This is a genomic window from Billgrantia antri (assembly GCF_017868935.1).
Classification (GTDB): Bacteria; Pseudomonadota; Gammaproteobacteria; order Pseudomonadales; family Halomonadaceae; genus Halomonas; species Halomonas antri.
This window is the reverse complement of sequence record NZ_CP053383.1, coordinates 4,146,529-4,170,615: the sequence shown is the minus strand read 5'-3', so window position 1 is coordinate 4,170,615 and position 24,087 is coordinate 4,146,529. Positions and strand designations below refer to the sequence as shown.

Sequence of the window (24,087 nt, the reverse complement as noted above, 5' to 3'; positions counted from 1 at the left end):
TGGGCAGGGCATTCGCGACCAGGAGAGCAGGACATGACTCAGGAGACCACCACACCGCCGCCGAGCGAGCTGCGCCAGGCCCTGCTGGCCTACGGCCTGCTGTGGTGCCTGGGGCTCTATCTGCGCCTAACGGTGCTGGTGGTGCCGCCGCTAATCCCTCAGCTCAAGGCGGTGCTGGGCTTTACCAGTAGCGAGGTGGCGATCGCCACCAGCCTGCCGCTGGTCACGCTGGCCTTCGGTGCCCTGCTGGCCGGCTGGCTGCTGGCGCGGGTCGGTACGCTGCCCAGCATGTTGCTGGGGCTCGCCATCATGGCCGTCGGCAGCGCTCTTCGCAGCCTGCCCGAGGGCTTTACCGCCTTCATGCTGGCCACCGTGCTGATGGGGGTGGGCATCGCCTTCATGCAGACGGCGATGCCGGTGCTCGCCAAGCTGTGGGCGCCCGGTCGCATCGGCCGCGCCTCGGCGGTCTACACCAACGGTCTGCTGGTGGGCGAGCTGCTGGCGGCGGGCGCCACCGGCCCCCTGGCCGCAGCCTGGCTCGGTGCCCATTGGCAGTGGGCCTTCGCCCTGTGGGTGACGCCCGTACCGCTGCTGATGCTGGCGCTGATCGTCGGCTGTCGGCAGCTTCCGGCCATGGCGAACGGCTCCCGCAGCGCCAGCCTGACCCTGCCCAACGTGCGCGACGGGCGCATGTGGCGCCTGGTGGCCCTTCTTGGCGCGGCGGCGGCGCTCTATTTCACTGGCAACGTCTTCCTGCCGCCGCTGCTCGAGGAGAGTGTACGCCTCGACCTGTTGGCGCCCAGCCTCACGGCGCTCAACGGCGCCCAGATGCTTTCCTCGGCGCTGCTGATCTTCTACGCCGACCGGCTGATGGGGCGGCCCCGGCCGCTGATCGGCATCACCGCCCTGGCGCTGCTGGCCCTGCCGCTGATGCTGTGGCTGCCGGGCGGCCACGTGGTGTGGGCAGCGGGCGTGTTCGGCTTCTTCACCAGTGCGCTGTTCATCTTCGTGCTGGCGCTGCCGGCGTGGCTGGTGCGCCTCGAGGCGCTGCCGCGGCTGATGGCCGGGATGCTGTTCTTCGGGTACCTTCTGGTATTCGGCATCACCGTGGTCGGCGGCTGGCTCAATGATCTCTCGGGAACCGTGGCGTTGGCCTTCCTGCCGACACTGCTGATCAGCCTGGTCGCCATGGCCGTCACCCCGCGGCTGCTCGCCTCACGCCAGTAGGAACACTCCATGCTCAACGCCCGTATCAAGCTGCGCCATCTGCAGGCCTTCCTCGAGGTGGCCCGCCAGCGCAGCTTCGCCCGGGCCGCCGAGCGGCTAGCGATCACCCAGCCGGGTATTTCCAAGACCATTCGCGAGCTGGAAGAGAGCCTTGGTGCTTCGCTGTTCGAACGCACGCCCCAGGGCGTGGCGCTGTCTCAGGCGGGCCTGACCCTGTTGCGCCATGCCGGACCGGCCATGCGCGCCCTGGAAGAGGGCGTGGCGGCGGTCGGTGACGCGCACCTGGGCGCCCACGACCTGCGCGTGGGCGCGCTCTCCACGGTGGAGAGCCAACTGCTGCCCGAGGCCATCCGCCGCTGGCACGCCGCGCCCGGCGGGCAGAACGCGGTGGGCGTCAACGTGGTAACCGGCGCCAGCGCTTTCTTGCTCTCGCGCCTGCGCCGCGGCGAACTGGACCTGGTGGTGGGACGCATGACCGAGGCCCGCGAGATCCGCGACCTGGCCTTCGAGCATCTCTACTACGAGCCGCTGCTGCTGTGCGTGCGCCGCGGCCACCCGCTGGCCGGCATCGCGCCGCTCGAAGCCGCCCGGCTGGGCGAATTCCCCTGGGTGTTGCCGCCCCTGCAAACCACCCTGCGCCAGCAGGTCGACAGCTTCTGCGTACGCCACTCGCTGACGCTGATGAGCCAGCGGCTGGAGACGCTCTCGCTGCCCATCAGCCGCCACTACACCCTGGAGAGCGACGCCATCTGGGTCGCGCCCGAAGAGGCCGTGGCCGAACACCTGGCGGCGGGGCGGCTGTGTCGCCTCGGCATCGAGCTGGAACCCCGCGGCGGCTCCGTGGGGCTGTGCTATAACGCCAGCATGCAGCCCACCCTGGCGCTGGAAGCCTTCTGCGAAGTGCTGCGCGAAGTGAGCGCCGAGCGCGGCGCCGGGAGCAGCTGATAACAGCCGTCACAACGGCAGTGCAGCATAACCCGGCGGTTATGAGGGTTGCCCGAGTCGTCAATTGGCGGGGCTTTGGCGAGACGTCAAACTGGGCGAGACAAGACCACTCTCCCCAAGAGACGACACGCCATGCAAGATCACAACAAGCGCTTCGTAGAGCGCGACCGTAACTGGCATCCCCCGGCCTACGCCCCCGGCTACAAGACCAGCGTGCCCCGCTCGCCGCAGCAGGCCCTGGCCAGCATGCAGCAAGCCACCGCTTCCGAACTCACCGGCCCGGACTTCCGCCACCTGCGCATGGGCCCCCACGACAACGACCTGCTGCTCAACTTCCGTGAAGACCCCGCGCTGGCGGGCGCGGCCGGCCTGCCGGTCGGCGAGCGCATCATCATGTTCGGTCGCGTGATCGACCAGTTCGGCAAGCCGGTGCCGCATACCCTGGTCGAGATGTGGCAGGCCAACGCCGGCGGGCGCTACCGTCACAAGAACGACCGCTACCTCGCCCCGCTCGACCCCGGCTTCGGCGGCGTGGGCCGTACCCTCACCGACGAGCAGGGCTGGTACCGCTTCCGCACCATCAAGCCCGGCCCGTACCCCTGGCCCAACGACCCCAACAGCTGGCGCCCCTCGCACATCCACGTCTCGGTGATGGGCCCCTCGATCTCCACCCGCCTGATCACCCAGATGTACTTCGAGGGCGATCCGCTGATTCCGCTGTGCCCCATCGTCAATACCATCAAGGACCCGGCCGCGGTCGAGACCATGATCGGCCGCCTCGACATGGCGCGCAGCAAGCCCATGGACTGCCTGGCCTACCGCTTCGACCTGGTGGTACGCGGCGAGCTGCAGACCTTTTTCGAAAACCAATAAAACGGGTTCGAAAACCAGTAAGCGGGTTCGAGAATCAGTGAGGGATATCAAATGAAACAGCCGAACAGCGTTCCCACCAGCGAACTGATGCTGCGCGAGACCGCCTCCCAGACCGCCGGGCCCTACGTGCACATCGGCCTGGCCCTGGCCGCCGCGGGCAACCCGACCCGCGACGAGGAGATCTGGAACGAGATGGCCCGGGAAGGAGCCGAGGGTGAGCTGATCGAAGTCGTCGGCACCGTGATCGACGGCAACGGCGACCTGGTGCGCGACGCATTCCTCGAGGCCTGGCAAGCCGACGCCAACGGCGTCTACCAGCCCGAGTTCGACCTGAAGAAGCCGTTCAACAGCTTCGGGCGCACCGCCACCACCTTCGACCACGGCAGCGAATGGTCGCTGAAGACCGTCAAGCCCGGCCCGGTGGCCCATCCCAGCGGCCAGCTCATGGCACCACACATCAACTTGGCGATCTTCGCCCGCGGCATCAACATCCAGCTGCAGACCCGTCTCTACTTCGAGGACGAAGCCGAGGCCAACGCCGCCTGCCCGGTGCTATCGCGCATCGAATCGCCGACCCGCCGCCAGACCCTCATCGCCAAGCGCGAAGAGGCCGACGGCAAGGTACGCTACCGCCTCGACATCAGGCTGCAGGGCGAAGGCGAGACGGTGTTCTTCGATTTCTGATCCGCAGCGAGACTGCCCTAAGAAGGCGCAAGACACCGAGAGCCAGCCTATGCGCTGGCTCTCGGTTTTTTGGCTATCGGTATGACGCAGGGCATGCGACTAAAGGCGAATAAATTCGACTAAAGTCTATGATTCGGGTATACTGTTAGCATCCTCATGAAGTAACCGAGATACCCAGCCATGACCACCCAGACGCTCTCTTTCCGTGCGACCGCTACCCATTCCAGCGCTCCCTTGGGCAAGCGTATCCGCTCTGCCGCCTATCGCCTGCTCGAGCGGATGACCGAAAGCGCCTACGAACAGTACAAGCCTATCTTGCGTAACTACTACCTCTAAGGGCCGAGGCTGTGCCTGGCCCGGTCGGCCCGGCAACCTGACACGACGAGAAGAGCCAGTGCACTGCGCTGGCTCTTCTCGTTATGGGTGAGGCAAACCCTCCAGCTGCGGCAGCGATGCCTCCACTCTCGTTGTCGATTCCATCTGCGCTCGTTCGACAGGCTCATGAGTTAGTAATAGCGAGTGCCTGCCAATCGAAGGAGCCGGAACATGATGAAACTCTACGGAACGCCGCCGACCCGCGCCTTGCGCGCCGTCTGGTTACTCAACGAGCTGGGCCTGGAGTACGAGCTGATCCCTGTGGATCTCCTGCAAGGAGAGCACCACCAGCCAGACTTCCTCGCACTTAACCCCGCCGCTAAGGTTCCGGTGCTGGTCGACGGTGACCAGGTCATCACCGAATCGTCCGCCATCCAGCTCTACCTGGCCGAGAAATATCCACAGGCGGGTTTCATTCCAGAGGCTGTGGAGGAGAGAGCCCAGCTGTATCGCTGGATATTCTTCCTGGTGACCGAGATCGAGCAGCCGCTGTGGCGCATCGCTCGTCATACCTTCATCTACCCCGACGAGAAGCGCCTGCCACAGGACGTCGACCAGGCCAGGCAGGAGTGCGTGGCGATGGTGACGGTACTCGAGCGGCACATGGAACGGCGCGAATACGTGGTCGGCGACCGGCTCAGCGTCGCCGACTTCAACGCCGCCTACACCCTGGATTGGGCCAACGAAGAGAACATGCTCGGCGATGCCCCCAGGCTGAGGGGGTTCCTGAAGACGATGTATGCTCGCCCCACGGCGCCGCCTACCATTGCTGAGGCGTTTGCGGCGATGGAGAGTTAGCCTAACCCATCAATGTGCATGCGAATGTGGCCTACTTGCCCCTGGAACCAGACGGGGAGCGGCTTGTTGCGTATTTCGAGCGGAGGATACCTTGGGACTCTTGACCTTCAGTCTCAACATCACCCTGGACGGCTGCATCGATCACCAGGAAGGGATCGCCGACGACGAGACACACGCCTTCTTCACCCGCCTCATGGATGAGGGCGGGGCGATGCTATGGGGTCGCGTCACCTACGAGATGATGGAGAACTACTGGCCGGCAGTCGTCCGCGGCGACGCGGAGGCACCACCGGCGATACGAGAGTGGGCGGTCAAGCTGGAGGCCAAGCCGAAGTATGTGGTGTCCTCGACGCGAAAGGACTTCCCGTGGACCAACAGTCACCATCTCTCCGGCGACTTGCGCATGGGTGTACAGAAGCTCAAGGATGCGACCCCGGACGGCGTACTCCTCGGTAGCGGCAGGCTCGCGACCGAGCTGGACCGGCTGGATCTGATCGACGAGTACAAGCTCCTCGTCCACCCCCGGATCGTCGGTCACGGACCGACCCTGTACGAGAGCGGGCTGCCCAACACGCGACGGCTCGAGCTGGTTTCGGCAACCCCGCTTCGCAACGGTGCAGTCGCTATGCACTATCGGCGTGCGCGCAACTAACAGCAGGTTGCAGCGGAAGATCTGCTGCGCGGCCTCGCCACTGATCTCAAGCGTTAAATCAAAGTCACCTGAACGTCTGCTTCTGACCGATTTCTCCATTTCGGGGGCGGTGCCGAACCGGGAGTAACCGCGCCGAGCTTGCTACGCTACTCAGTGACTGCAGAGGTGGCGATGGCCTTCCATAACCCCGACCCGAAGATGCGTCAAATCGAGCGCCGCAATGCCCGGTTGCGCGCCGCATTGTTTGCCAAGCTGCTTGGCGGGGCCAGGCGTGGGTTTCGCAAGGCAATATCGTGCCTTCGGCTCCGTCACCGCCAACATCGAGGCTAAAGGGTCCCCCGCGACATTGAGAAGTGTCCGCGCCCCTGGGCGGAGCAGCGTTACCGGCAGATCGTGCGATGGAGCACGGCCGAAAAGGGAGGGCACTTTCCGTCGCTGGAAGTGCCCGAATCTTTCGTCAAGGACCTGCAGGGAGGCCTCGCCGCCGTGTTGGCTGCTAATCGGGGCCGCTAACTCGGCGGTGGCCGTTTGCGGGTGATCAGCGGTCAGTCTCAGCAAACCCGGCCTTCACGCTTTGCTCGAGACGAGGCACCGCGAAATCGATGAAGGCGCGCAGCTTCTGTGGGAGCAGCGGCCGGCGCTCGTAAACCAGGTGGATCGGCCAGGGCGTTGGCTCCCACGCCTGCAGTACCGTTTCCAGGCGCCCGGCCTGGATCCTCGGTGCCGCCTGATAAGAGAGAACGCGGGCAAGGCCGAGGTCCGCCTCGGCAGCATCCAGTGCCGCTTCGGCCGTGTTCACGGTCAGGCGTGCCTGCACAGGAATCCGCAGCGACTCCCCTTCCGCTTCGAAGCGCCAGGCCTGGATGGCCAGCAACTGATCGAAGGTAATGCAGGAGGCCCTCTCGAGATCGCTTGGCGCAGCGGGCCTGCCATGCTCGTCGAGATAGGCGGGACTCGCACAAACGACTTGGCGTACTTCGCCGACTTTCCGAGCGATAAGACCGCTATCCGGTAGTGGGCCGATACGCACGGCCATATCGATGTGCTCCTCACCGATGCTCATCGGGCGGTCGGTGAGTTGCAACTGAATGTTCACCTCCGGATGGCACTGCAGGAAAGCCGTGACCACCGGCAGGACATACAGACGTCCAAAGACGATCGGCGCCGTCAGGGTCAGCGTACCCCGAGGGGCCGAAAACTCACCGGAAGCGCAACGTTCGGCTTCGGCCACCTCTTCCAGGATCCGCCGGCACGCCGCCACGTAGGCCGTTCCCGCTTCGGTCAACGTCAGCCCCCGAGGAGAGCGCTGAACCAGCTCGGCGTTCAAGTCGGCTTCCAGCTCGGAGATTCTGCGGCTAACGGTAGCGATGGGCATTCTCAGGGCTCGGGCGCCGGACGTGATGCTGCCTTCGTCGATCACTCTGACCAGCATGGCCATCGTCTGGAGTCTGTCGGGCATGGGCCACTCAACCAAGGTTACCTTGGTTCCAAATAATGGAAGGTAGAATTTCAACTTTGCCATCTACTGCGGTTTTTTGGAAAGCAATATCCTCGTGAACAGCTCATCACATTGAGCTCAAAAGCCTCATGTCTCGTTCACAGGAGTCCCAGCATGAACCCGAACTTCCCCGCCCAAGCCGCCCCGATCAAGCTGTACCGCCACCCCAAGTCGGGTCATAGCCATCGTGTCGAACTCATGATGGCACTGCTCGACCTGCCCTATGAGACCGTCGATATCGATCTCGTGAACGGCGCGCACAAGGCGCCCGAGTTTCTCGCTATCAGTCCCTTCGGGCAGGTCCCCGCCATCGATGACAACGGCGTGATGCTGTCGGATTCCAACGCCATTCTGGTCTACCTGGTGAAGTCCTATCCCTCCGGCCACGACTGGCTGCCTGAAAGCCCTGCGGGTGCCGCGGAAGTGCAGCGCTGGCTGTCGGTGGCTGCCGGCGAGATCGCGCGTGGCCCTTGCGCGGCACGCCTGGTGACTGTCTTCGGCGCAGCGCTGGATCATGAAGGCGCCAAGGCGGCGGCGCATCGCTTGCTTGCTCAAATGGAACCGATCCTGGAACGCCGCGATTTCCTGGCCGGGCCGACGATCACTATCGCCGATGTGGCTGGCTACAGCTACATCGCCCATGCGCCCGAAGGCGGCGTCAGCCTCGAGGCTTACCCATCGATCCGGGCTTGGCTGACCAGGATCGAAGCGCAGCAAGGCTTTGTCGGCATGGTCCGTACGCCGCTTTCCGAAACCGCCTGACCGAGAGGGGCATTGCATGGCGCAGCACGATCACACCTTTCACGCCGGCGAGCGAGCGGTACAGCGGCGTGCCGAAGTCTCCAGCGATTGGCTCGAGAGTGCGGCAGGCTTCGTGCGCCCTGCGATGCCGCAGCAGCACCGCGATTTCTTCGAGAACCTGACGATGCTGTTTCTCGGACTGCTCGACCCGGCGGGTCGCCCCTGGTGCGTTCCCGCCTTCGGGCCGCCTGGCTTCGTGGCCTCTCCCTCCGCGGATACGCTGATATTGCAACGCGCCCCGGTTCTTGCCGACGAACTGGGTCTGATGTTGACGCCTGGGTCGAGCGTTGGGCTCGTCGGAGTCGACCTATCCAATCGGCGTCGCAATCGGATGAATGGACGGGTGCGACACGCCTCGGGTGATGCGATTACCCTCGCGGTCGACCAGAGCTTCGGGAACTGCCCGCAATACATTCAGACCCGCTCCCAGACCGTTGCCAGGGCCGAGCCCTCGGCCGCCGCCGGCCGAAGCAGCAGCCTGGCCGACCCGACCGTCCGCCGCATCATCGAATCCGCCGACACTTTCTTCATCGCCTCCCGGGCCGCCGGTCCGCTCGAGGGGGGCAGCGCCGGGGTCGACGCGTCGCACCGCGGCGGGCGGCCGGGGTTTCTCGGCATCAACGACGACGGCTCGCTCTCCTTTCCCGACTTTTCCGGCAACCGCATGTTCAACACGCTTGGCAACATCGAGGGCGATGGCCGCGTCGGCCTGTTCGTGCCGGACTTCGAAACCGGCGAGGCGGTCGTGCTGACCGGCCGTGCCAGCATCGACTGGAGCGCGGAGCACGCGGGTGCTTTCGCGGGGGCCGAGCGCATCGTCGATGTGCAGCCGGAAGAGATCTGGCATGCCACCGCGACCTTGCCGGTGACCGCAACGCTTGCCGAGCCGTGGCCCGCACTCGAGGCCACCGGCACCTGGGATGAGGTGCGCTTGGCCGCGCTCAAGCGCGATGGTTATCGTCGTTTCCGGATCGTATCGAAACGCAGGGAAAGCGACGCCATCACCTCTTTCTATCTGACCCCTGCAGACGGCGGCCCGATCGAGCCGCATGAGGCAGGGCAGTTCCTGCCGATCCAGCTTCACGACGATGACGGCCCGATTCTGCGCAGCTACACGATTTCCCAGGCACCGAACGGGCACGACTACCGCCTCTCCATCAAGCGGGAAGCGCATGGTCGGGCTTCCCGCCTGCTGCATGACCGGTTCGAGAGTGGAGACGTGATCGAGGTCGCCTCGCCGGCGGGCGACTTCGTGCTGGATCGAGGTACCCAGCCCATCGTCATGCTCTCCGGCGGCGTCGGCATCACGCCCATGGTGGCAATGCTCGACGGGCTCGTGAGTGCGCAGCGCAGCGGGGCGCCTCGGCGCGAGGTGTATTTCATCCATGCCACCCGGAACAGCGCCAGCCGGGCATTTCGCGGCGAGCTCGAAGCTCTCGCTCGACAGTATGACTGGCTGCATCTCTTCACCGCCTATTCGGCACCGGGAGCGGAAGACAGCCTGGGCCACACTCACGATATCGAGGTGAGGCTGAGCATGGAGGTTCTCGCGGACCTGCTCCCTTTCGGTGGTTACCAGTTCTATCTATGCGGCCCTGAGAGCTTCATGCGAGCGCTGTATAGCGGCTTGCGCGACATGGGCATCGACCGCTCGCATATCCATTATGAGTTCTTTGGCGCGGGCGAACTCGACGATACCGAAGAGAAAGCGGCGACCGCGGAACTGCCGACGCGCGCAACGGTGACTTTCGCCCATTCGAAGGTCCAGACCGAATGGACCGCTCAGAGCGGCACGCTGCTGGAAATCGCCGAGGCATCCGGACTGAAGCCTTCCCACAGCTGCCGCTCGGGCAAGTGCGGTACCTGCGCCACGCGCCTGCTCTTGGGAAACGTTCACTATTCACGAAAGCCGCTGGTCAGCCCGGCCGAAGGCCATGTGCTGACCTGCTGTGCGGTCCCGATGGATGAACATATCGAAATCGGCCTGTGAGATAACGCGCACGGAGGAGGGCGCAATAACACGACCATGGGCGGGCATACCGTGATGGGCCTCTCGTCCTTCGTCCAGGGTTCGGAGGGCTCTGTCAGGCGGCGGCGGTATCGTCAGGTCTAGGGGATGTCTCGACAGACCTATGACCTCCTGCTATCCATCCAGTGTGTTCTTGCTACAGTAGCGGTTGCAGCCATGGCTTCCCAACCCGGATCCGAGGAGCCTGAGCCGCATCTCCCACGGCTGCCGCTCGGGCCTCGACGCCTGCGGGCGGCATTACGCAAAAATGGAAATCGGATAAGGTGATGAAAAAAGGACTTCTTTTTATCATGCTTTGCATACTGGCTGGCTGTACAAGCCGGGGGGCTTATGAGGGCATTCAGGCGAGCAACCGTTATGAATGTTCCAAGCTGCCACACTCTCAATATGATGAATGCATGGAGGAGGCCGGCAAAACATATAGTGAATATAAACAGGAGCGAGAGGAAGTAATCAACGAGTAACTCTTGCCCTTACCTCTCCTGCTCCCCTATCGCCGCATTAATGCTCTCGAAGAACCAGCGAGGCTGATGGGACAAACTCATGAATCGACTAAACAGGGATGTTCAAGCATTCGAAGCCCGTGCAACCGATGCCGACCTCGAGGATCTGCGTGCGCGATTGGCCGCGGCGCGGCTACCGGAAACCGAGACGGTCTATCGCGCCGCGCCTGACCCTCGCCGCTGGGACCAGGGCGTACCTCTCGCCGATCTTGTCGATATCGGAGACTTTCGTCAAAGACCTGCAAGAGGGGCTCGCTCGAAACAATTTTTCTCATTATGCGACCGGGATTTGCAGGGCCTCTAGCTTCCTCTTACGCTTAATAAAGATCTGATCTGGTATAAGTCTGTGCTCTTGCGACCCGGTGGATATCGATGATGTCTGTACCATCCGATAGAGCGCTTAGCCAAGCCAGGCAACGGATGCCAAAATCCATGCTTCGCTCCGGTTTTCCATCAGCGATGGGCGGTATTGGGCAGGCTAAATCAAGGTGGTGTTATGAGTGTTACGGATACAAAGCCGCTTGAGCAGTTCATCTCAGAACTTGAGCGCTCGCTGAATGCTCACGATGCAGTGGAATACAACCGTTATTTTACCCACGATGTTTCGTGGGGAAATCCAAACGGTGGCATCGTAAGGGGCTTGGACGCTCTACATCCCGTTCATAAGGGTTTTCTCGAAGGACCCCTTCGTAACTCCAAGTTCAAATATATTATAGAACGTATGGAGCTTGTTACTTCGGATGCTGCATACGCTCATGTGCGGCTCACGCGAACTTCTCCAGATGGTACTGAAGTGGAATCTGACGAACGCTGCCTATACGTATTTGTTCGCAAGCAAGACAGCTGGTGGTTGTGTGCTGGGCATAATACGCGCGTGCAGCCTGGCCAGAATGTCGAGAGTAATACGCCCCACTAGGTGCTTCAGCCCGACGAACCTTTGTCGTGCGGCTGAGTTTTGGTGCTAGCATTCAAAGAGCGTAAGGCGCATGTCGAATCTTGGAGGCTTAGTGGCCTGGCCTCACCCCTCCCGCTCCCCAATTGCCTCGATGATGCTCTCGCAGAACCAGCGCTGTGAGGGGGAGCGGCTGGCCTGGGCCTGCCAGTGCAGCGCGACCTCGAACTCGGGCACGTGAAAGGGCAGTTCATGAATGACTAGCGGGGAACCTTCGGTGAAGCTGGCGGCGACCTGCAGCGGCATGATGGCGATCAGGTCGCTGTCGTGGAGCACCCGTGGCAGTACCGAGAAGTGCGGAATTTCCAGGCTTACCTTGCGCTGAATGCCCTGCTGGCGCATCACTTCTTCGGCCAAGCCATGCCCGGACGATGAGGTGACGGCGACGTGGCGCGCGGCGATGAAGCGTTCGCGAGTCAGGGGGCCTTTCCCGAAGCGTTCCTGGTTGAGCAGGCATACGTAGCGGTCCTGCAACAGCACATGGCGTGAAATGGCCGTACTCGTCAGAGGGCGGCTGCAGATCAGCGCGTTGACCCGGCCGGCGACCAGCCACTCCTCGGCGTGCTCGATCTCCAGCGGTACCACTTCCAGCTCTGCCTGCGGCGCCTGCTCATGCAGGTGCCGCATGAGCTTCGGTAGCAGCGCCATCTCGCCCAGGTCGGTCAGCGCCAGCCGGAAGCGGCGGGTACAAGTGGCGGGATCGAACTCGCGGCTGCTCTCGATGGTGTCCTGGAGCTGTTGCAGGGCATCACGCAGCGAGGGGTAGAGCTGGCGTGCGGCAATGGTGGGCTCCATGCCCTGGCGGGTGCGCACGAACAGGCGGTCTTCGAAGAGGTCGCGCAGCCGGGCCAGCGCATAGCTGACGGAAGGCTGGGTGACGTATAACCGCTCGGCCGTGAGAGTGACGCTACCGGTTTCGTACAGCAGCACGAAGGTACGCATGAGGTTGAGGTCAATGTGGTTCATAAAATAGATGCGCTTTATTTTTAATAGAAAAACTATCAATTTGCTTGATTGTAGCAGCGGCGGCTAGCGTGAAGGCAATACGCACAAGACCAAGGAACAAGCATGCCGAGCGTTCACGCCGTCACTTATTCGCTCCTGCGCCGCCAGGGCATCACCACCGTTTTCGGCAACCCCGGCTCCAATGAGCTGCCGTTTCTCAAGGGCTTCCCTGAGGATTTCCGCTACGTGCTCGGCCTGCACGAAGGCGTAGTGGCGGGCATGGCCGACGGCTATGCGCTGGCCAGCGGGCGGCCGGCGTTCGTCAACCTGCACGCCGCGGCGGGCACCGGTAACGCCATGGGGGCGCTGACCAACGCCTGGTATTCGCATTCTCCGCTGGTGATCACCGCCGGTCAGCAGGCGCGCTCGATGATCGGCGTGGAGTCGATGCTGGCCAACGTGGAGGCGCCGCAGCTGCCCAAGCCGCTGGTCAAGTGGAGCTACGAGCCGGCCTGCCCCGAGGACGTGCCGCGTGCGCTGAGCCAGGCGATCCATAGTGCCTCGCTGCCGCCGCGCGGCCCGGTATATGTTTCGATTCCCCACGACGACTGGGACCGGGAAGCCGACGACGATGCCGAGCTGGTGGTCGAGCGTGAGATCGCCCACGCCGGTGAACCGTCACCCGCTCAGCTCGAGCGGCTGGCCCAGCGGCTCAATACCGCCGACAACCCGGTGCTGGTGCTGGGGCCCGAGGTCGATGCGCGCCAGGCCAACGGGCTGGCCGTGGAGCTGGCCGAGCGCCTGCGCTTGCCGGTATGGGTGGCGCCTTCCGCCTCGCGCTGCCCCTTCCCCAATCGCCATCCCTGCTTCCGCGGCGTGCTGCCGGCGGCCATTTCGGGCATCACCGCGCAACTGGAAGGGCACGACCTGATCGTGGTCATCGGCGCCCCGGTGTTCCGCTATCACAAGTACGCGCCGGGGCGTTACCTGCCCGAGGGGGCTCGGCTGGTGCACGTCACTGGCGATGCCAACGAGGCGGCCCGCGCGCCCATGGGCGATGCGCTCGTCGGCGACGTGCATGCCACGCTCGAGGCGCTTCTGCCGCACATCGTGCAGAGCGAGCGGTCCATGCCCGAGCCGCTGCCGAGGCCGGCCCCGGCCGAAGACGGCGAGGGGCGACTGGCCCCGGCCAACGTCTTCGACATGCTCGATGCGCTGGCGCCGGAGGACGCCATCTACGTCAAGGAGTCGACCTCGACGGTGGAGATCTTCTGGGAGCGCGTCGCGATGCGTGAGCCCGGCAGCTACTTCTTTCCCGCTGCGGGTGGGCTCGGCTTCGGCCTACCGGCGGCGCTCGGCGTGCAGCTCGCCCAGCCGCAGCGCCAAGTCATCGGCGTGATCGGCGACGGCTCGGCCAGCTACGCCATCACCGCACTATGGAGCGCTGCGCAGTACCGCATCCCGGTGGTGCTGCTCATTCTTCGGAACGATACCTACGGCGCCCTGCGCGGCTTCGCCCGCCACATGGCCGTGGACGATGCCCCCGGGCTCGACGTGCCGGGCATCGACTTCTGTGCGCTGGCGCGAGGCTACGGGGTCGAGGCGCGCCTGGCCGACTCCCGGCAGGCCCTGGAAACGGCCCTGCGGGAGGGCTTCGCTATGGATCGGCCGCTGCTGATCGAGGTGCCGACCCTGCCCACCTGATCCGACATAACGCCATCACTACAACGACAAGAGAGGTCACCGTCATGAAACACGCCATCTCACGCCTGCTGCTCGCCACTTCCGCACTGGGGCTGTGCGCCTCGGTCGGCGCGGAAACCACCCTGCGCATGGCGCACCTATGGCCGGAGGGTTCGGCGGTCAACCAGGAGATATACCGGGCCTGGGCCGAACGGGTGGAGCAGGAATCCAGCGGCGAGCTCAAGGTCGAGATATATCCCTCGCAGACCTTGAGCAAGGCCAACCAGGCCTATGACGCGACGGTCAACGGCATCGCCGATATTGCCGTTACGCTGCAGGGCTATACCGCCGGGCGTTTCCCGCTCACCGAGATCGTGCAACTGCCGGGGATCGTCAACAGTGCCTCCCAGGGCGCGTGTATCCTGCAGACGCTCTACGATGACGGGGACATCGCCGGGGAGTACGACGATACCCGCGTGCTGTTCCTGTTCACCACCGGACCGGCCTACCTGCATACCCGCGATACCGAGATCCGCACGCCGGCCGATCTCGAGGGGTTGCGCATCCGCCGCCCCAGCGAGGTGGCCGGCGAGATGCTCGCCAGCATGGGCGCCCAGCCGCTGGGCATGCCGGCGCCGGATATCTTCACCTCGCTGCAGCGCGGGGTGATGGATGGCCTGAGCTTTCCCTGGGAGGCGATGAAGGTGTTTCGCATCAACGAGCTGACGAACTACCACCTGCAGGTGCCGTACTACGCCGGCGCCATCGTGGCGACGATGAGCCAGGCGAGTTTTGAGCGGCTCTCACCCGAGATGCAGGCGGTGATCGACGAGAACAGCGGCATGGCCTGGGCTCAGCAGGCGGGGCGGGTCTTCGACGCGCTCGACGAGGCCGGGCGCGAGGAAGCCGTGGCCCAGGGCGACACCATCCACGTCGTCGAAGACCCGCTCAACGACCCTGAGTGGTCAGGACCGCTTGAGGAGGGCACCGAGAGTTACCTCAAGCGGCTCGAGGAGCGGGGCCTCGACAATGCACGCGAGATCTACCAGCGCGCCCTCGAGCTGCGCGACGAGTGCCCCGTGGAGCCCCGCTGAGGCGCAACCGCCATCCTGAGTGGCAGCGCTAGCCCGGTACACGACTAAAGTTCTGGCGGGATCCGGGGAAAGTCCAATTAATCCCACTGATTTTGCCTTATGCAGCGGTTGGCTTCGGCGAAAATGAATGCAGCCGATGCCAAAAATAATGCAATGGAGAGACCCATGACGACCCTCGAACTGCTGATCGGCGGCCAGGCCAAGGCTGCGTCTCAGGGGCGCAACTTCGAACGCGCCAACCCCTTTACCGGCCAGGTTACCACCACGGCGGCAGCAGCCTCGGTGGAGGATGCCAAGGCAGCAGCGGACGCGGCGGGCAGGGCCTTCGCCACCTGGTCGCAGAGCGGGCCCGGCGAGCGCCGCGCCAAGCTGCTCAAGGCGGCGGAGTTGATGGAGGCGCGCCAGGCCGAGTTCATCGAGCGCATGGTCGACGAGACCGGCGCCACGCCGGCCTGGGCGGGCTTCAACGTGATGGTGGCCGCCGGCATGCTGCGCGAGGCGGCTTCACTGACCACCCAGATCCAGGGCGACGTGATTCCCTCCAACGTACCCGACAACCTGGCCATGGGCGTGCGTGTGCCCTGCGGCGTGGTGGTCGGCATCGCACCGTGGAACGCGCCGATCATCCTCGGCACCCGGGCCGTGGCCACACCGCTGGCGTGCGGCAACACGGTGGTTCTCAAGGCCTCGGAGCAGTGTCCGGCGACCCACCACCTGATCGGTGAGGTGCTGGTCGAGGCCGGGCTCGGCGAGGGTATCGTCAACGTCATCACCAACGCCCCGGCCGATGCGCCCGAGGTGGTGGAGACGCTGATCGCTCATCCCGAAGTGGCCCGGATCAACTTCACCGGCTCCACCGGGGTGGGGCGCATCATCGCCGAGAAGGCGGCCCGCCACCTCAAGCCGGTACTGCTGGAGCTGGGCGGCAAGGCGCCGTTCCTGGTGCTGGACGATGCCGACCTGGACGCCGCCGTGGACGCGGCGATCTTCGGTGCCTTCTTCAACCAGGGGCAGATCTGCATGTCCACCGAGCGGCTGATCGTCGATGCCTCGGTGGCCGACGCCTTCGTCGACAGGCTGGCCAACCGTGCCGCGGCGCTCAAGGCCGGCGACCCGCGGGGCGAGGGCAATGCGCTGGGTACCCTGATTGGCGCCGAAGCGGGCGAGAAGCTCAATGCGCTGCTCGACGATGCCGAGAGCCACGGGGCGCGGCTGGCCGCCGGCGGCCGGGCCGATGGCGTGATCATGCCGGCTACGGTGGTGGATGGCGTGACGCCGCAGATGCGGCTCTACGGCGAGGAGTCGTTCGGCCCGGTGGTGGCGGTGATCCGCGTCGAGGGCGAGGAGGAGGCGATTCGCATCGCCAACGACAGCGAGTACGGTCTCTCGGCTGCGGTGTTCAGTCGCGACACGGCGCGAGCGATGAAGGTGGCCGGGCGCATCCGCTCGGGCATCTGCCATATCAATGCGCCGACGGTGCACGACGAGCCGCAGATGCCTTTCGGTGGCACCAAGGCCAGCGGCTATGGGCGCTTCGGTGGCAAGGCGGGCATCGAAGCGTTCACCGAACTGCGCTGGATCACGGTGCAGTTGGGGCCGCGACACTATCCCATTTAGCCGTGGCGCCATCTGGCTGCGGCACAGCCCATCTAGCCGCGCCCACTGAGTTTATCCACAGCCGGTGGGGCGGGCGAGGTTGTTGACGGGTCCGGGGCGGCGTCCCGGGCCCGGTTCAGCTACCCTTCCGGCGCTCGATGATACGGTCGAGAAGGTCGAGCAGCCATTCGCGCTCGCCTTCTTTCATGAAGCTGTCGAAGTTGTCTTCGCCTGCGGCGACCTTGCGGTTGAGCCGCTCGGTGAACTCCTTGCCCTTATCGGTCAGATAGAGCGCATAGGAGCGACGGTCGTTCTTCGACTTGCGCCGCTCCACCACCTCCATGCTCTCCAGCTTGTCGATGGCCGCCACCATGGCGGAGCGGTCCACGTCCAGGGCGGTCGAAACCGCCGACTGGGTCAGCCCCGGGTTGTGATAGATGATGGCGAGGATGCTGAACAGACCGGGCGTGATGCCCTCCTGGGCGCAAGCCTCGAAGAACACGTCGAAGTAGACGAGCTGTGCCCGGCGCAGCTTGTAACCGAGACGGGATTGCAGCATGGAGTAGTCGATACCGTTCTGGTCGTCGTTGCTCATAGATTGGTCGGCTCTGGCATTGGGTGAGCTACGAGGGTGGCAAGCAGCGAATAGCGATCGGATAGCGACTGAATGGCCTGTGGAGGCATCAACTTTAGTCGCAGTCGGGCATGGCGCCCGCTGTCGAATTGTGTCCGTATCCTTTTGATATTCGTTGGTTTTGTCGCCTTCCTCCGGATGTCTCAGGGCACAATGTTATATTGGTTAAATGTTTGACTGTGCAACAGTTTAAAAAAATACTGGACCCATGTTACCAAGGCTCCCCCGCCTAGGGTAGCGAGATGCCCCTTTCGACTAAGACAACGATCACAATCAGCAGGAGCGTCCCATGTCCCCTTCCTTTCGCAATGTCCGTCTGGGCACCGCCACGGCCAGGCTGACCCTGCGTGGCGACGGCACTCAACTGCTCAGCATCGAGGAGCCCCTCGGCGACTATCCCGATACGCTGCTCGAATGCCTGGAGCGCTGGGCCGAAGAGGCGCCGGACCGTACCTTCGTGGCGCGGCGAGACAGTGCAGGCGAGTGGCAGCGCCTGAGCTATGCCGAGACCCTGGCGCGGGTGCGCCGGCTGGCTCAGGGGCTGCTGAACCACGGTCTGGGCGTCGAGCGGCCTCTGGCCATCCTCAGCGGCAACTCCATCGAACACCTGTTGCTGGCCTTGGCGGCGATGTACGTGGGCATTCCCTTCGCTCCCATCTCGCCGGCCTATTCCCTGGTCAGCCGCGACTACGGCAAGCTGCGCCATATCGTCGAGCTGCTGACGCCGGGCCTGCTGATGGTCGACAAGGCCAAGGACTTCGCTCCCGCCCTGGCGGCGGTGCAGCCGGCCGACTGCGACTGTGTGGCGGTAGAGGCCGAAGGCTTCCCCATGGGCACCTTCAACGAATTGCTGGATACTCCCGTGACTGCGGCGGTGGATGAAGCCCGAGGGGCCGTCGGCCCCGATACCATCGTCAAGTTCCTGTTCACCTCCGGCTCCACCGGCATGCCCAAGGGCGTCATCAATACCCACCGCATGCTCTGCTCCAACCAGGAGATGCTGGCCTCGCTGATGCCGTTTCTGCGCGACGAGCCTCCGGTGCTGGTGGACTGGCTGCCCTGGAACCACACCTTCGGCGGCAACCACAACGTCGGCATCGTGCTCTACAACGGCGGCAGCCTGTACATCGACGACGGACGTCCGGTGCCGGGCGAGTTCGAGAAGACCATTGCCAACCTGCGCGAGATCGCCCCGACGGTCTACTTCAACGTGCCCAAGGGCTTCGAGATCCTGGTGGACTACCTCAAGCGCGAGGATTCCCTGCGCGAGACCTTCTTCTCCCGGCTCAACCTGATGTTCTTCGCCGCGGCGGGGCTCTCCCAGCACATCTGGGACGAACTCGACCGCCTGGCCGTCCAGACCCTGGGCTGCAAGGTCGGCATGCTGACCGGCCTGGGTGCCACCGAGACCGCCCCCTCGGCGATGTTCGCCTCGCTGGAGGAGTCCCGCTCCGGCGTGGTGGGCCTGCCGGCGCGCGGGGTGACGATCAAGCTGGTGCCCAACGGCGGCAAGCTGGAGTGCCGGGTAAAAGGGCCCAGCGTGATGCCGGGCTACTGGCGCCAGCCCGAGGTCACCGCCAGGAGCTTCGACGAGGAGGGCTACTACTGCCTGGGCGATGCGGTCAAGTTCATCGACCCGGACGACCCCCAGCGCGGCATGCGCTTCGACGGGCGCATCTCCGAAGACTTCAAGCTCGATACCGGCACCTGGGTCAGTGTCGGCCCGCTGCGGGCACGCATCATCGAAGCCGGCGCCCCCTATGTGAAGGATGTGGTGATCGCCGGGCTCGACAAACCCTATGTCTCGGTCATGGTGTTCCCGGACCTGGAGAAGTGCCGCGAGCTGGCGGGGCTGGGCAGCGAGGCCGATGCCGCCGCGGTGCTGGCAAGTGCAGCCGTGCGCGAGCGCTTCCTGCAGATGCTGCGTGACCTGGACGCCCACAGTACGGGCAGTTCCACCCGGGTGCGGCGTCTGGTGCTGCTCGACGAGCCGCCGCGCCTGGATGCCCACGAGATCACCGACAAGGGTTCGATCAACCAGCGCGCCGTGCTGGACAACCGGGCCGCCATTGTCGAGGCGCTTTATCGCGAGCCACCGCCGCAGGTCGTGTTACGGTTCGATTGAATCTGCAGAGTAGCGACATGAGCGATACCCATATGGACAATAACAACAGCAGTGCATGTGGTTCCGCGGTCGATGTGAGGGTGCTGCAGCGCTTCAGCCACGAAGTGCTTGGCCTGGCCGAGATACCCAGATGCCCGGCATCGAGAAGCTGGCTGCACGAAGCCGTTCAAGGCTTCGCTAATGTCGTGAGTTTCGATACGGCGTGGTGGGGGCAGGTGTATGTGTCTGCGCAGGACGCGCCAGCAAAGAACCTGATGCATGGCAGCCTGGGTCTGAGCCCTTCGTTCGCCGAGGAGTGGAACGACATCTCCACCCTCGACCGATTCGCGAACGCTTCGATCTCTCGATTGGGCCAGGCCGTCAGGGAGTGTCAGGGCGACTGCCCGGAGGAGGCGAACACGGCGGTGGGAGCGTTCTGCGAACGGCATGACATCTACCATAGCATGGCCGTGACGCTGGATTTCCCTCCCAGCGGGATGCTGTTCTTCGTGTCGATCAACCGAGGCAAGTCTCGATTCGGCTTCGACGATGTCGATGCTCTGCTGATGGAGGAGTTCGTCCGGCACCTGGCTCGCTGTTGGAAAGCCTATTTGATGGCGGTTCGTTCCGATGGCATGTCGAACGAGTGGGACGACTATGCGCTCTCGAGCAGGAAGGGGGAGCTGCTCTACATCGGCAGGGAAGTGGGAGCGGCCCTCGACGAGGAGTATGCCGACTGGCAGGGCTCCCGCCTGCCAGGCAATCTCTCGGACATGCTGGAGCGTGCGCCCTGCACATTGTCCCCGGCGGGCGGGAAGGGGATCGTGGTGCAGCCGTGCGGTGAGCTGATCTCCCTGATGATGTGCTCCCGCCGACACTCCTCCCTGCTGCCTCCTCGGGAGCTCAGTGCCGCGAGGCTCTACTCCCAGGGCAGCTCCTACAAGGAGGTGGCCCGTACGCTGGGCGTTACTCCCGCCACGGCCAGGACCTACCTTCGCAATGCCTACGTTCGACTGGGGGTCAGCAACAAGGTGGAGCTGATCTCGGCGCTTCGTTATCCCGGCGGCGAGTGAGTCAAGCGTTGCCTTCCCCCAGACCAACCCTCCCGTACGGTTAGAAAAGCTTGGAGATGGATCCCACCAGCGTCGCTGAACAGACGTTGCTGGCGCCGAAGGCGGAGATGCACTCGGATCTGGAAAGGTCGGTATCGATGTAGGCCAGGCGCCAGTCCAGCCCCCACTGGCGCTTGCCGATACCGACTTCCCAGTCGTAATAGGTACTGCGCCGGGAGCCGTCATCGTCGACATATATGTCGTGGCTTTGATCGGTCAACCCGTAGCGAAGATTCAGCGTCGTCTCGTGAGGGAGGTCGTGTTCATACTCCAGCCAGGCGATGGTGCGCTTGGCATCGGGCTTCATGTCGTCGCTGTACTTGACGCCAAGGGTGACGTCGTAAGCACTGAGTGTCGCGATCCACTCGCCGAAGTTGAACTGGTTGTCCCGGGGGTATTCGAACTCGATCCGCGTGAAGGAGCCCAGCAAGTTCTCCGTGATGGGGCGGGTGATGCCGAGGTAGTAGGCAAACTCCCGGTTGGCATCCGTGCCAAAATCGATATTGGAGGTGAAAAGGCCGGCATGGGCTCCGCTCTTGCTGTGGACCAGGGTGGAATCGAGCCACAGGGCGGAGTCGTTGCTCGTCATCGAGACCCCGCCGGCACGATAGTCGCTGAGGGCCTTGATATCGAGATAGAGGGAGAAATCGTCATTGATTTCCCAGGCATGAGCAGAGAGGGAGGCGGCGCAGAAAATGCCGGTGGCCAGCCAGGTCGATGTCTTGTTCATGTCTTTCTACCCTATTGTTGAAATTATCGAGTCGTGACAAGTCGAGAGCTTGTGGGCGAGCACTGGGGAGGCTTGAGCCCACAAGGGGACGGAAAGCCTCCCAGGTAGGAGGCCTCCCGAGTGCGGGATGCTTCGCCTCAACTAAGGGGTGAGGTGTGAAATCTTCTCGAAGAAGGCCAGGGTGTCGTCTTCCCAGCCCTGGGCATCGGGCGTGTGGCTCAGCTTGACGATCACCGTCTGGCTCTGCGGGTCGATATAGACGAACTGGTTGTAGATGCCGATAGCCGAGTAGGCTTTCCGGTCAGGGAAGGTCCACCACTGGTACTGGTAGCCGATGGAAGCATCTGCCGAGATGCGCTCGTAGCCGGGGTCGGAAACGGTGGAGGCTTCCACCCAGTCCTCGGAGAGCACCTGGACGCCGTTGGCCTCGCCCTGGTTGAGCATCATGAGACCGAAGCGTCCGAGGTCGCGCAGCGTGGCGTTGAAGCCGGCGCCGTAGAACTCGTTCCCGACGGACTCGGGGCCGTCCATGATCCAGTAGGCGTCGAACTCCATGCCGGCGGGCTGCCAGAGATTCTCCGTCATGTAGTTGGCCACCGTCATACCGACGGCACCCTCCAACACACAGCCGAGCACGCTAGTATCCAGGGTCGAGTAGTTGAATCTCTCACCGGGCTCGTATTGGCGCTCGGAGGATGTGGCCGCGTAGTCGCACCAGCGGTAGCGGTAAGCGACCAGGGCGTTGTCATGCACCTCGGTGAGCTGGGTGGTGCCGCCGAACTCGTAAACCTCTTCCCAGTCCACGCCGGAGCGCATCCTCAGCACATCGAGGATGCTGACATCCTCGTAGCCGCTGCCAGCCAGGGCCGGCACATAATCGACCACCTTGTCATCGAGGCTGGCGATGCTGCCGTCCTCGATGGCAAAGCCGACCAGGGTCGCGAGGATCGACTTGGAAACCGAGAAGACGGCGTGCGGGGTCGCCTCGTCGAGACCATTGCGATAGCGCTCGTAGGCGATCTTTCCATCCTTGAGAACGAGCAGGGCATTGGTTTTCGTCCCTTCCAGAAACGCCTCGAGGGGGACTTCCTCGCCTTCCAGCATGAAGGTCCCATCGATCTCCATTGGGGCTTTTTCCAGGGTCCATGGGGTGGGCGAGGCTTCCACCACCCGCGTGGCAAACATCTTGCTCAGGGACTGGAACGTCAGGTGGTTGAGGTCGGGATAAAACATGTTGGCCCGGGAGTTGACCAGCGTTTCGGTTGTCCACTCGCTGTCGGGTGCTTCCGAGGGGGATGCCAGGGCAACGGTCGAATAGAGTGCGGCCAGTGCCGCAAGGGCGATGGCGTTGTTCTTGTAGGTGCTACGCATGGGGTCGTCCTTTCTTGGGAGGAGAGGTGCGAGGACCATGCTAGGAAAGGGGAAGTCGAAAAAAACCTCTGCAGATGCAGGGGAGTCGCCGAAAGAGAGAACAAGGGCAGCGGACAGCTGTATGTGCTGGCCTTCCAGCCGAGCCACTACTCAACCGGCATACCTCGCACCAGTCGGCTAGTGACGTCTCCTATACCAAAGTCGGGTATCGGGAGGGGTTGCTGGCTGGACTATAATCGGCCAACAGATAGATGACATGCACTATTGTTTTACACACAAACAAATATAAGCCGCTGAGGTATCCCATGACACGTCGTACGCTGCTCAAGTCCCTTGCCGTCGCCGCTACTGCCGGTAGCCTGGTACTGACCGTCCAGGCTCAGGCCCGCGATCTGCGCATGGCTCCCGGGGTGCCGCCAGCGCATCCCGCCTACGATCCGATGTTCACCGAATTCGCCGAGCGCCTGGCCGAGAAAACCGATGGCGACTTGGCGGGCAACCTGCTGGGCACCGAGGTAGCCAACATCGGCAATATGCGTAATGCCATCAAGAGTGGCCTGGTGGAGGTGGGGCTCTTCCTGCCTGCCTACTTTCCGGCCGACCTGCCCGAGATCAACCTGGTCGGCGACCTGGCTTTCCTGGGCACCAACCCCCATGCCATGGGAGCGGCGGTGACCGAATACATCGTCACCTGTGCCGAATGTCAGCAGGAGCTCAAGCAATTGGGCCTCGTTTATACCAGCTCTCATGCCTCGGATCTCTACCGCATCCTGAGCACCGAGCCGGTACGGTCGCTCGACGACCTGCAGGGGCTGCGCATGCGGGTGGGTGGCCCCCAGTATTCCCGCTGGGCAGAGTCGGTGGGCGTGTCGCCGGCCTCGATACCGGTAGGGGAGACGTACGAATCGCTCTCCCAGGGGGTGATCGAAGGCACTATCGCTTCCGTTGCCGATATCATCTCCTTTCGCCTGGATGACGTGCTGAATTACGTCACCGATGTCGAGCTGGGCACTTTCCATAGCACCATCTCCCATGCGGTCGGCCAGCAGGCGTGGGACTCTCTCTCTGCCGATCAGCGTGAGGCACTGGTCCATGCCTCGGTCGAGGCGTCTGCCGCCATCACCCAACGCTGGGGCTACGAGATGGCTGACGAGGCCCGCGAGGTGGCAGGTGAAAACGGTATCGAGATTCTGGAACCCGAGCCCGAGCTGATGGAGGCCGTCGAGGCTTTCCTCGAGGAAGATCTGATCTATGCCGCGGAGCAGGCGGAGAGCCGCCATGGCGTAGAAGATGCCGCCGCCAAGATCGAGCGTTTCCAGTCGCTGGTGGAGAAGTGGACCGGCATCATCGAGGAGGTCGGCGCGGATCCCGAGGCGGTTGCCGAGGCCATGAATCGCGAGATCTGGAACGGGGTGGATTTCTCCACTTACGGAACCTGATGCCGCACCCAAGGCCGGAACCACCGGCCTTGGGCCCCCTTG

The 24,087-nt window shown here is 63.8% G+C and carries 20 protein-coding genes and 1 pseudogene; 16 read left to right on the top strand and 5 right to left on the bottom strand.

All coding sequences use genetic code 11. The features are described from left to right. Positions 1 to 33 precede the first annotated feature (33 nt). The 7 genes from HNO53_RS19380 to HNO53_RS19350 all read left to right on the top strand — a co-directional run bounded on the left by HNO53_RS19380 (position 34) and on the right by HNO53_RS19350 (position 5,554). Complete coding sequence (locus HNO53_RS19380) at positions 34 to 1,227, top strand: MFS transporter (RefSeq protein WP_209474428.1); 1,194 nt, start codon at positions 34 to 36, stop codon at positions 1,225 to 1,227. A 9-nt stretch (positions 1,228 to 1,236) separates the two neighbouring features. Beyond that, positions 1,237 to 2,172: a pca operon transcription factor PcaQ gene (gene pcaQ / locus HNO53_RS19375; RefSeq protein ID WP_209474426.1), complete on the top strand. Its 936-nt coding sequence runs from the start codon at positions 1,237 to 1,239 to the stop codon at positions 2,170 to 2,172. 132 nt (positions 2,173 to 2,304) lie between these two features. Then, positions 2,305 to 3,045 (top strand): protocatechuate 3,4-dioxygenase subunit beta, encoded by a 741-nt coding sequence (pcaH, locus tag HNO53_RS19370; protein WP_209474424.1) that lies wholly within the window; start codon positions 2,305 to 2,307, stop codon positions 3,043 to 3,045. A 51-nt stretch (positions 3,046 to 3,096) separates the two neighbouring features. Further along, the gene (gene pcaG, locus HNO53_RS19365; RefSeq protein ID WP_209474422.1) at positions 3,097 to 3,729 is read left to right on the top strand and encodes a protocatechuate 3,4-dioxygenase subunit alpha; all 633 of its coding nucleotides are present in this window, start codon (positions 3,097 to 3,099) and stop codon (positions 3,727 to 3,729) included. Between the two features lie 180 nt (positions 3,730 to 3,909). Next, entirely contained in the window at positions 3,910 to 4,065 is a 156-nt protein-coding gene (locus HNO53_RS19360) for a hypothetical protein (protein WP_209474420.1), read from the top strand. Between the two features lie 210 nt (positions 4,066 to 4,275). After that, positions 4,276 to 4,902: a glutathione S-transferase family protein gene (locus HNO53_RS19355; protein WP_209474418.1), complete on the top strand. Its 627-nt coding sequence runs from the start codon at positions 4,276 to 4,278 to the stop codon at positions 4,900 to 4,902. A gap of 91 nt (positions 4,903 to 4,993) precedes the next feature. Further along, positions 4,994 to 5,554 (top strand): dihydrofolate reductase family protein, encoded by a 561-nt coding sequence (locus HNO53_RS19350; RefSeq protein WP_209474416.1) that lies wholly within the window; start codon positions 4,994 to 4,996, stop codon positions 5,552 to 5,554. A 538-nt stretch (positions 5,555 to 6,092) separates the two neighbouring features. Here HNO53_RS19350 and HNO53_RS19345 read toward each other — a convergent pair. Further along, entirely contained in the window at positions 6,093 to 7,013 is a 921-nt protein-coding gene (locus HNO53_RS19345; RefSeq protein WP_209474415.1) for a LysR family transcriptional regulator, read from the bottom strand. A gap of 153 nt (positions 7,014 to 7,166) precedes the next feature. Here HNO53_RS19345 and HNO53_RS19340 point away from each other — a divergent pair, with 153 nt between their 5' ends. The 3 genes from HNO53_RS19340 (at position 7,167) to HNO53_RS19330 (ending at position 11,301) form a co-directional block, all read left to right on the top strand. Next, the gene (locus HNO53_RS19340) at positions 7,167 to 7,814 is read left to right on the top strand and encodes a glutathione S-transferase family protein (protein ID WP_209474413.1); all 648 of its coding nucleotides are present in this window, start codon (positions 7,167 to 7,169) and stop codon (positions 7,812 to 7,814) included. A 124-nt stretch (positions 7,815 to 7,938) separates the two neighbouring features. Next, positions 7,939 to 9,843: a 2Fe-2S iron-sulfur cluster-binding protein gene (locus tag HNO53_RS19335; protein ID WP_209474411.1), complete on the top strand. Its 1,905-nt coding sequence runs from the start codon at positions 7,939 to 7,941 to the stop codon at positions 9,841 to 9,843. A gap of 1,038 nt (positions 9,844 to 10,881) precedes the next feature. Further along, a complete protein-coding gene (locus tag HNO53_RS19330; protein ID WP_209474409.1) occupies positions 10,882 to 11,301 on the top strand; it encodes a YybH family protein in 420 nt (139 codons plus the stop codon). A gap of 102 nt (positions 11,302 to 11,403) precedes the next feature. Here the strand turns inward: HNO53_RS19330 and HNO53_RS19325 are convergent, their stop codons facing one another. Further along, positions 11,404 to 12,303: a LysR family transcriptional regulator gene (locus HNO53_RS19325; protein ID WP_209474407.1), complete on the bottom strand. Its 900-nt coding sequence runs from the start codon at positions 12,301 to 12,303 to the stop codon at positions 11,404 to 11,406. A 102-nt stretch (positions 12,304 to 12,405) separates the two neighbouring features. Between HNO53_RS19325 and mdlC the strand changes: the two genes are divergently transcribed. The 3 genes from mdlC (at position 12,406) to HNO53_RS19310 (ending at position 16,676) form a co-directional block, all read left to right on the top strand. After that, positions 12,406 to 13,986, top strand: a complete 1,581-nt coding sequence (mdlC, locus tag HNO53_RS19320) for a benzoylformate decarboxylase (protein WP_209474405.1) — start codon at positions 12,406 to 12,408, stop codon at positions 13,984 to 13,986. A 44-nt stretch (positions 13,987 to 14,030) separates the two neighbouring features. Next, a complete protein-coding gene (locus HNO53_RS19315) occupies positions 14,031 to 15,059 on the top strand; it encodes a TRAP transporter substrate-binding protein (protein WP_209474403.1) in 1,029 nt (342 codons plus the stop codon). Between the two features lie 165 nt (positions 15,060 to 15,224). Further along, entirely contained in the window at positions 15,225 to 16,676 is a 1,452-nt protein-coding gene (locus tag HNO53_RS19310) for an aldehyde dehydrogenase (protein ID WP_209474401.1), read from the top strand. Positions 16,677 to 16,791: 115 nt separating this feature from the next. Here the strand turns inward: HNO53_RS19310 and HNO53_RS19305 are convergent, their stop codons facing one another. Continuing rightward, positions 16,792 to 17,250, bottom strand: a complete 459-nt coding sequence (locus tag HNO53_RS19305) for a MarR family winged helix-turn-helix transcriptional regulator (RefSeq protein ID WP_209474400.1) — start codon at positions 17,248 to 17,250, stop codon at positions 16,792 to 16,794. Between the two features lie 322 nt (positions 17,251 to 17,572). Here HNO53_RS19305 and HNO53_RS19300 point away from each other — a divergent pair. Both HNO53_RS19300 and HNO53_RS19295 read left to right on the top strand, forming a co-directional pair. Next, positions 17,573 to 19,414 (top strand): annotated as a pseudogene (locus tag HNO53_RS19300) (feruloyl-CoA synthase); the annotation flags it as partial. 17 nt (positions 19,415 to 19,431) lie between these two features. Next, positions 19,432 to 20,466, top strand: a complete 1,035-nt coding sequence (locus tag HNO53_RS19295) for a helix-turn-helix domain-containing protein (protein WP_209474396.1) — start codon at positions 19,432 to 19,434, stop codon at positions 20,464 to 20,466. A 40-nt stretch (positions 20,467 to 20,506) separates the two neighbouring features. Here the strand turns inward: HNO53_RS19295 and HNO53_RS19290 are convergent, their stop codons facing one another. Together HNO53_RS19290 and HNO53_RS19285 are read right to left on the bottom strand one after the other, a co-directional pair. Further along, positions 20,507 to 21,235, bottom strand: a complete 729-nt coding sequence (locus HNO53_RS19290; protein ID WP_209474394.1) for a TorF family putative porin — start codon at positions 21,233 to 21,235, stop codon at positions 20,507 to 20,509. Between the two features lie 141 nt (positions 21,236 to 21,376). Further along, positions 21,377 to 22,606: a serine hydrolase domain-containing protein gene (locus tag HNO53_RS19285; protein WP_209474392.1), complete on the bottom strand. Its 1,230-nt coding sequence runs from the start codon at positions 22,604 to 22,606 to the stop codon at positions 21,377 to 21,379. Between the two features lie 305 nt (positions 22,607 to 22,911). On the opposite strand from HNO53_RS19285, the gene dctP reads away from it, so the two are divergent. After that, a complete protein-coding gene (gene dctP / locus HNO53_RS19280; RefSeq protein ID WP_209474390.1) occupies positions 22,912 to 24,045 on the top strand; it encodes a TRAP transporter substrate-binding protein DctP in 1,134 nt (377 codons plus the stop codon). The last annotated feature ends 42 nt before the right edge of the window (positions 24,046 to 24,087 follow it).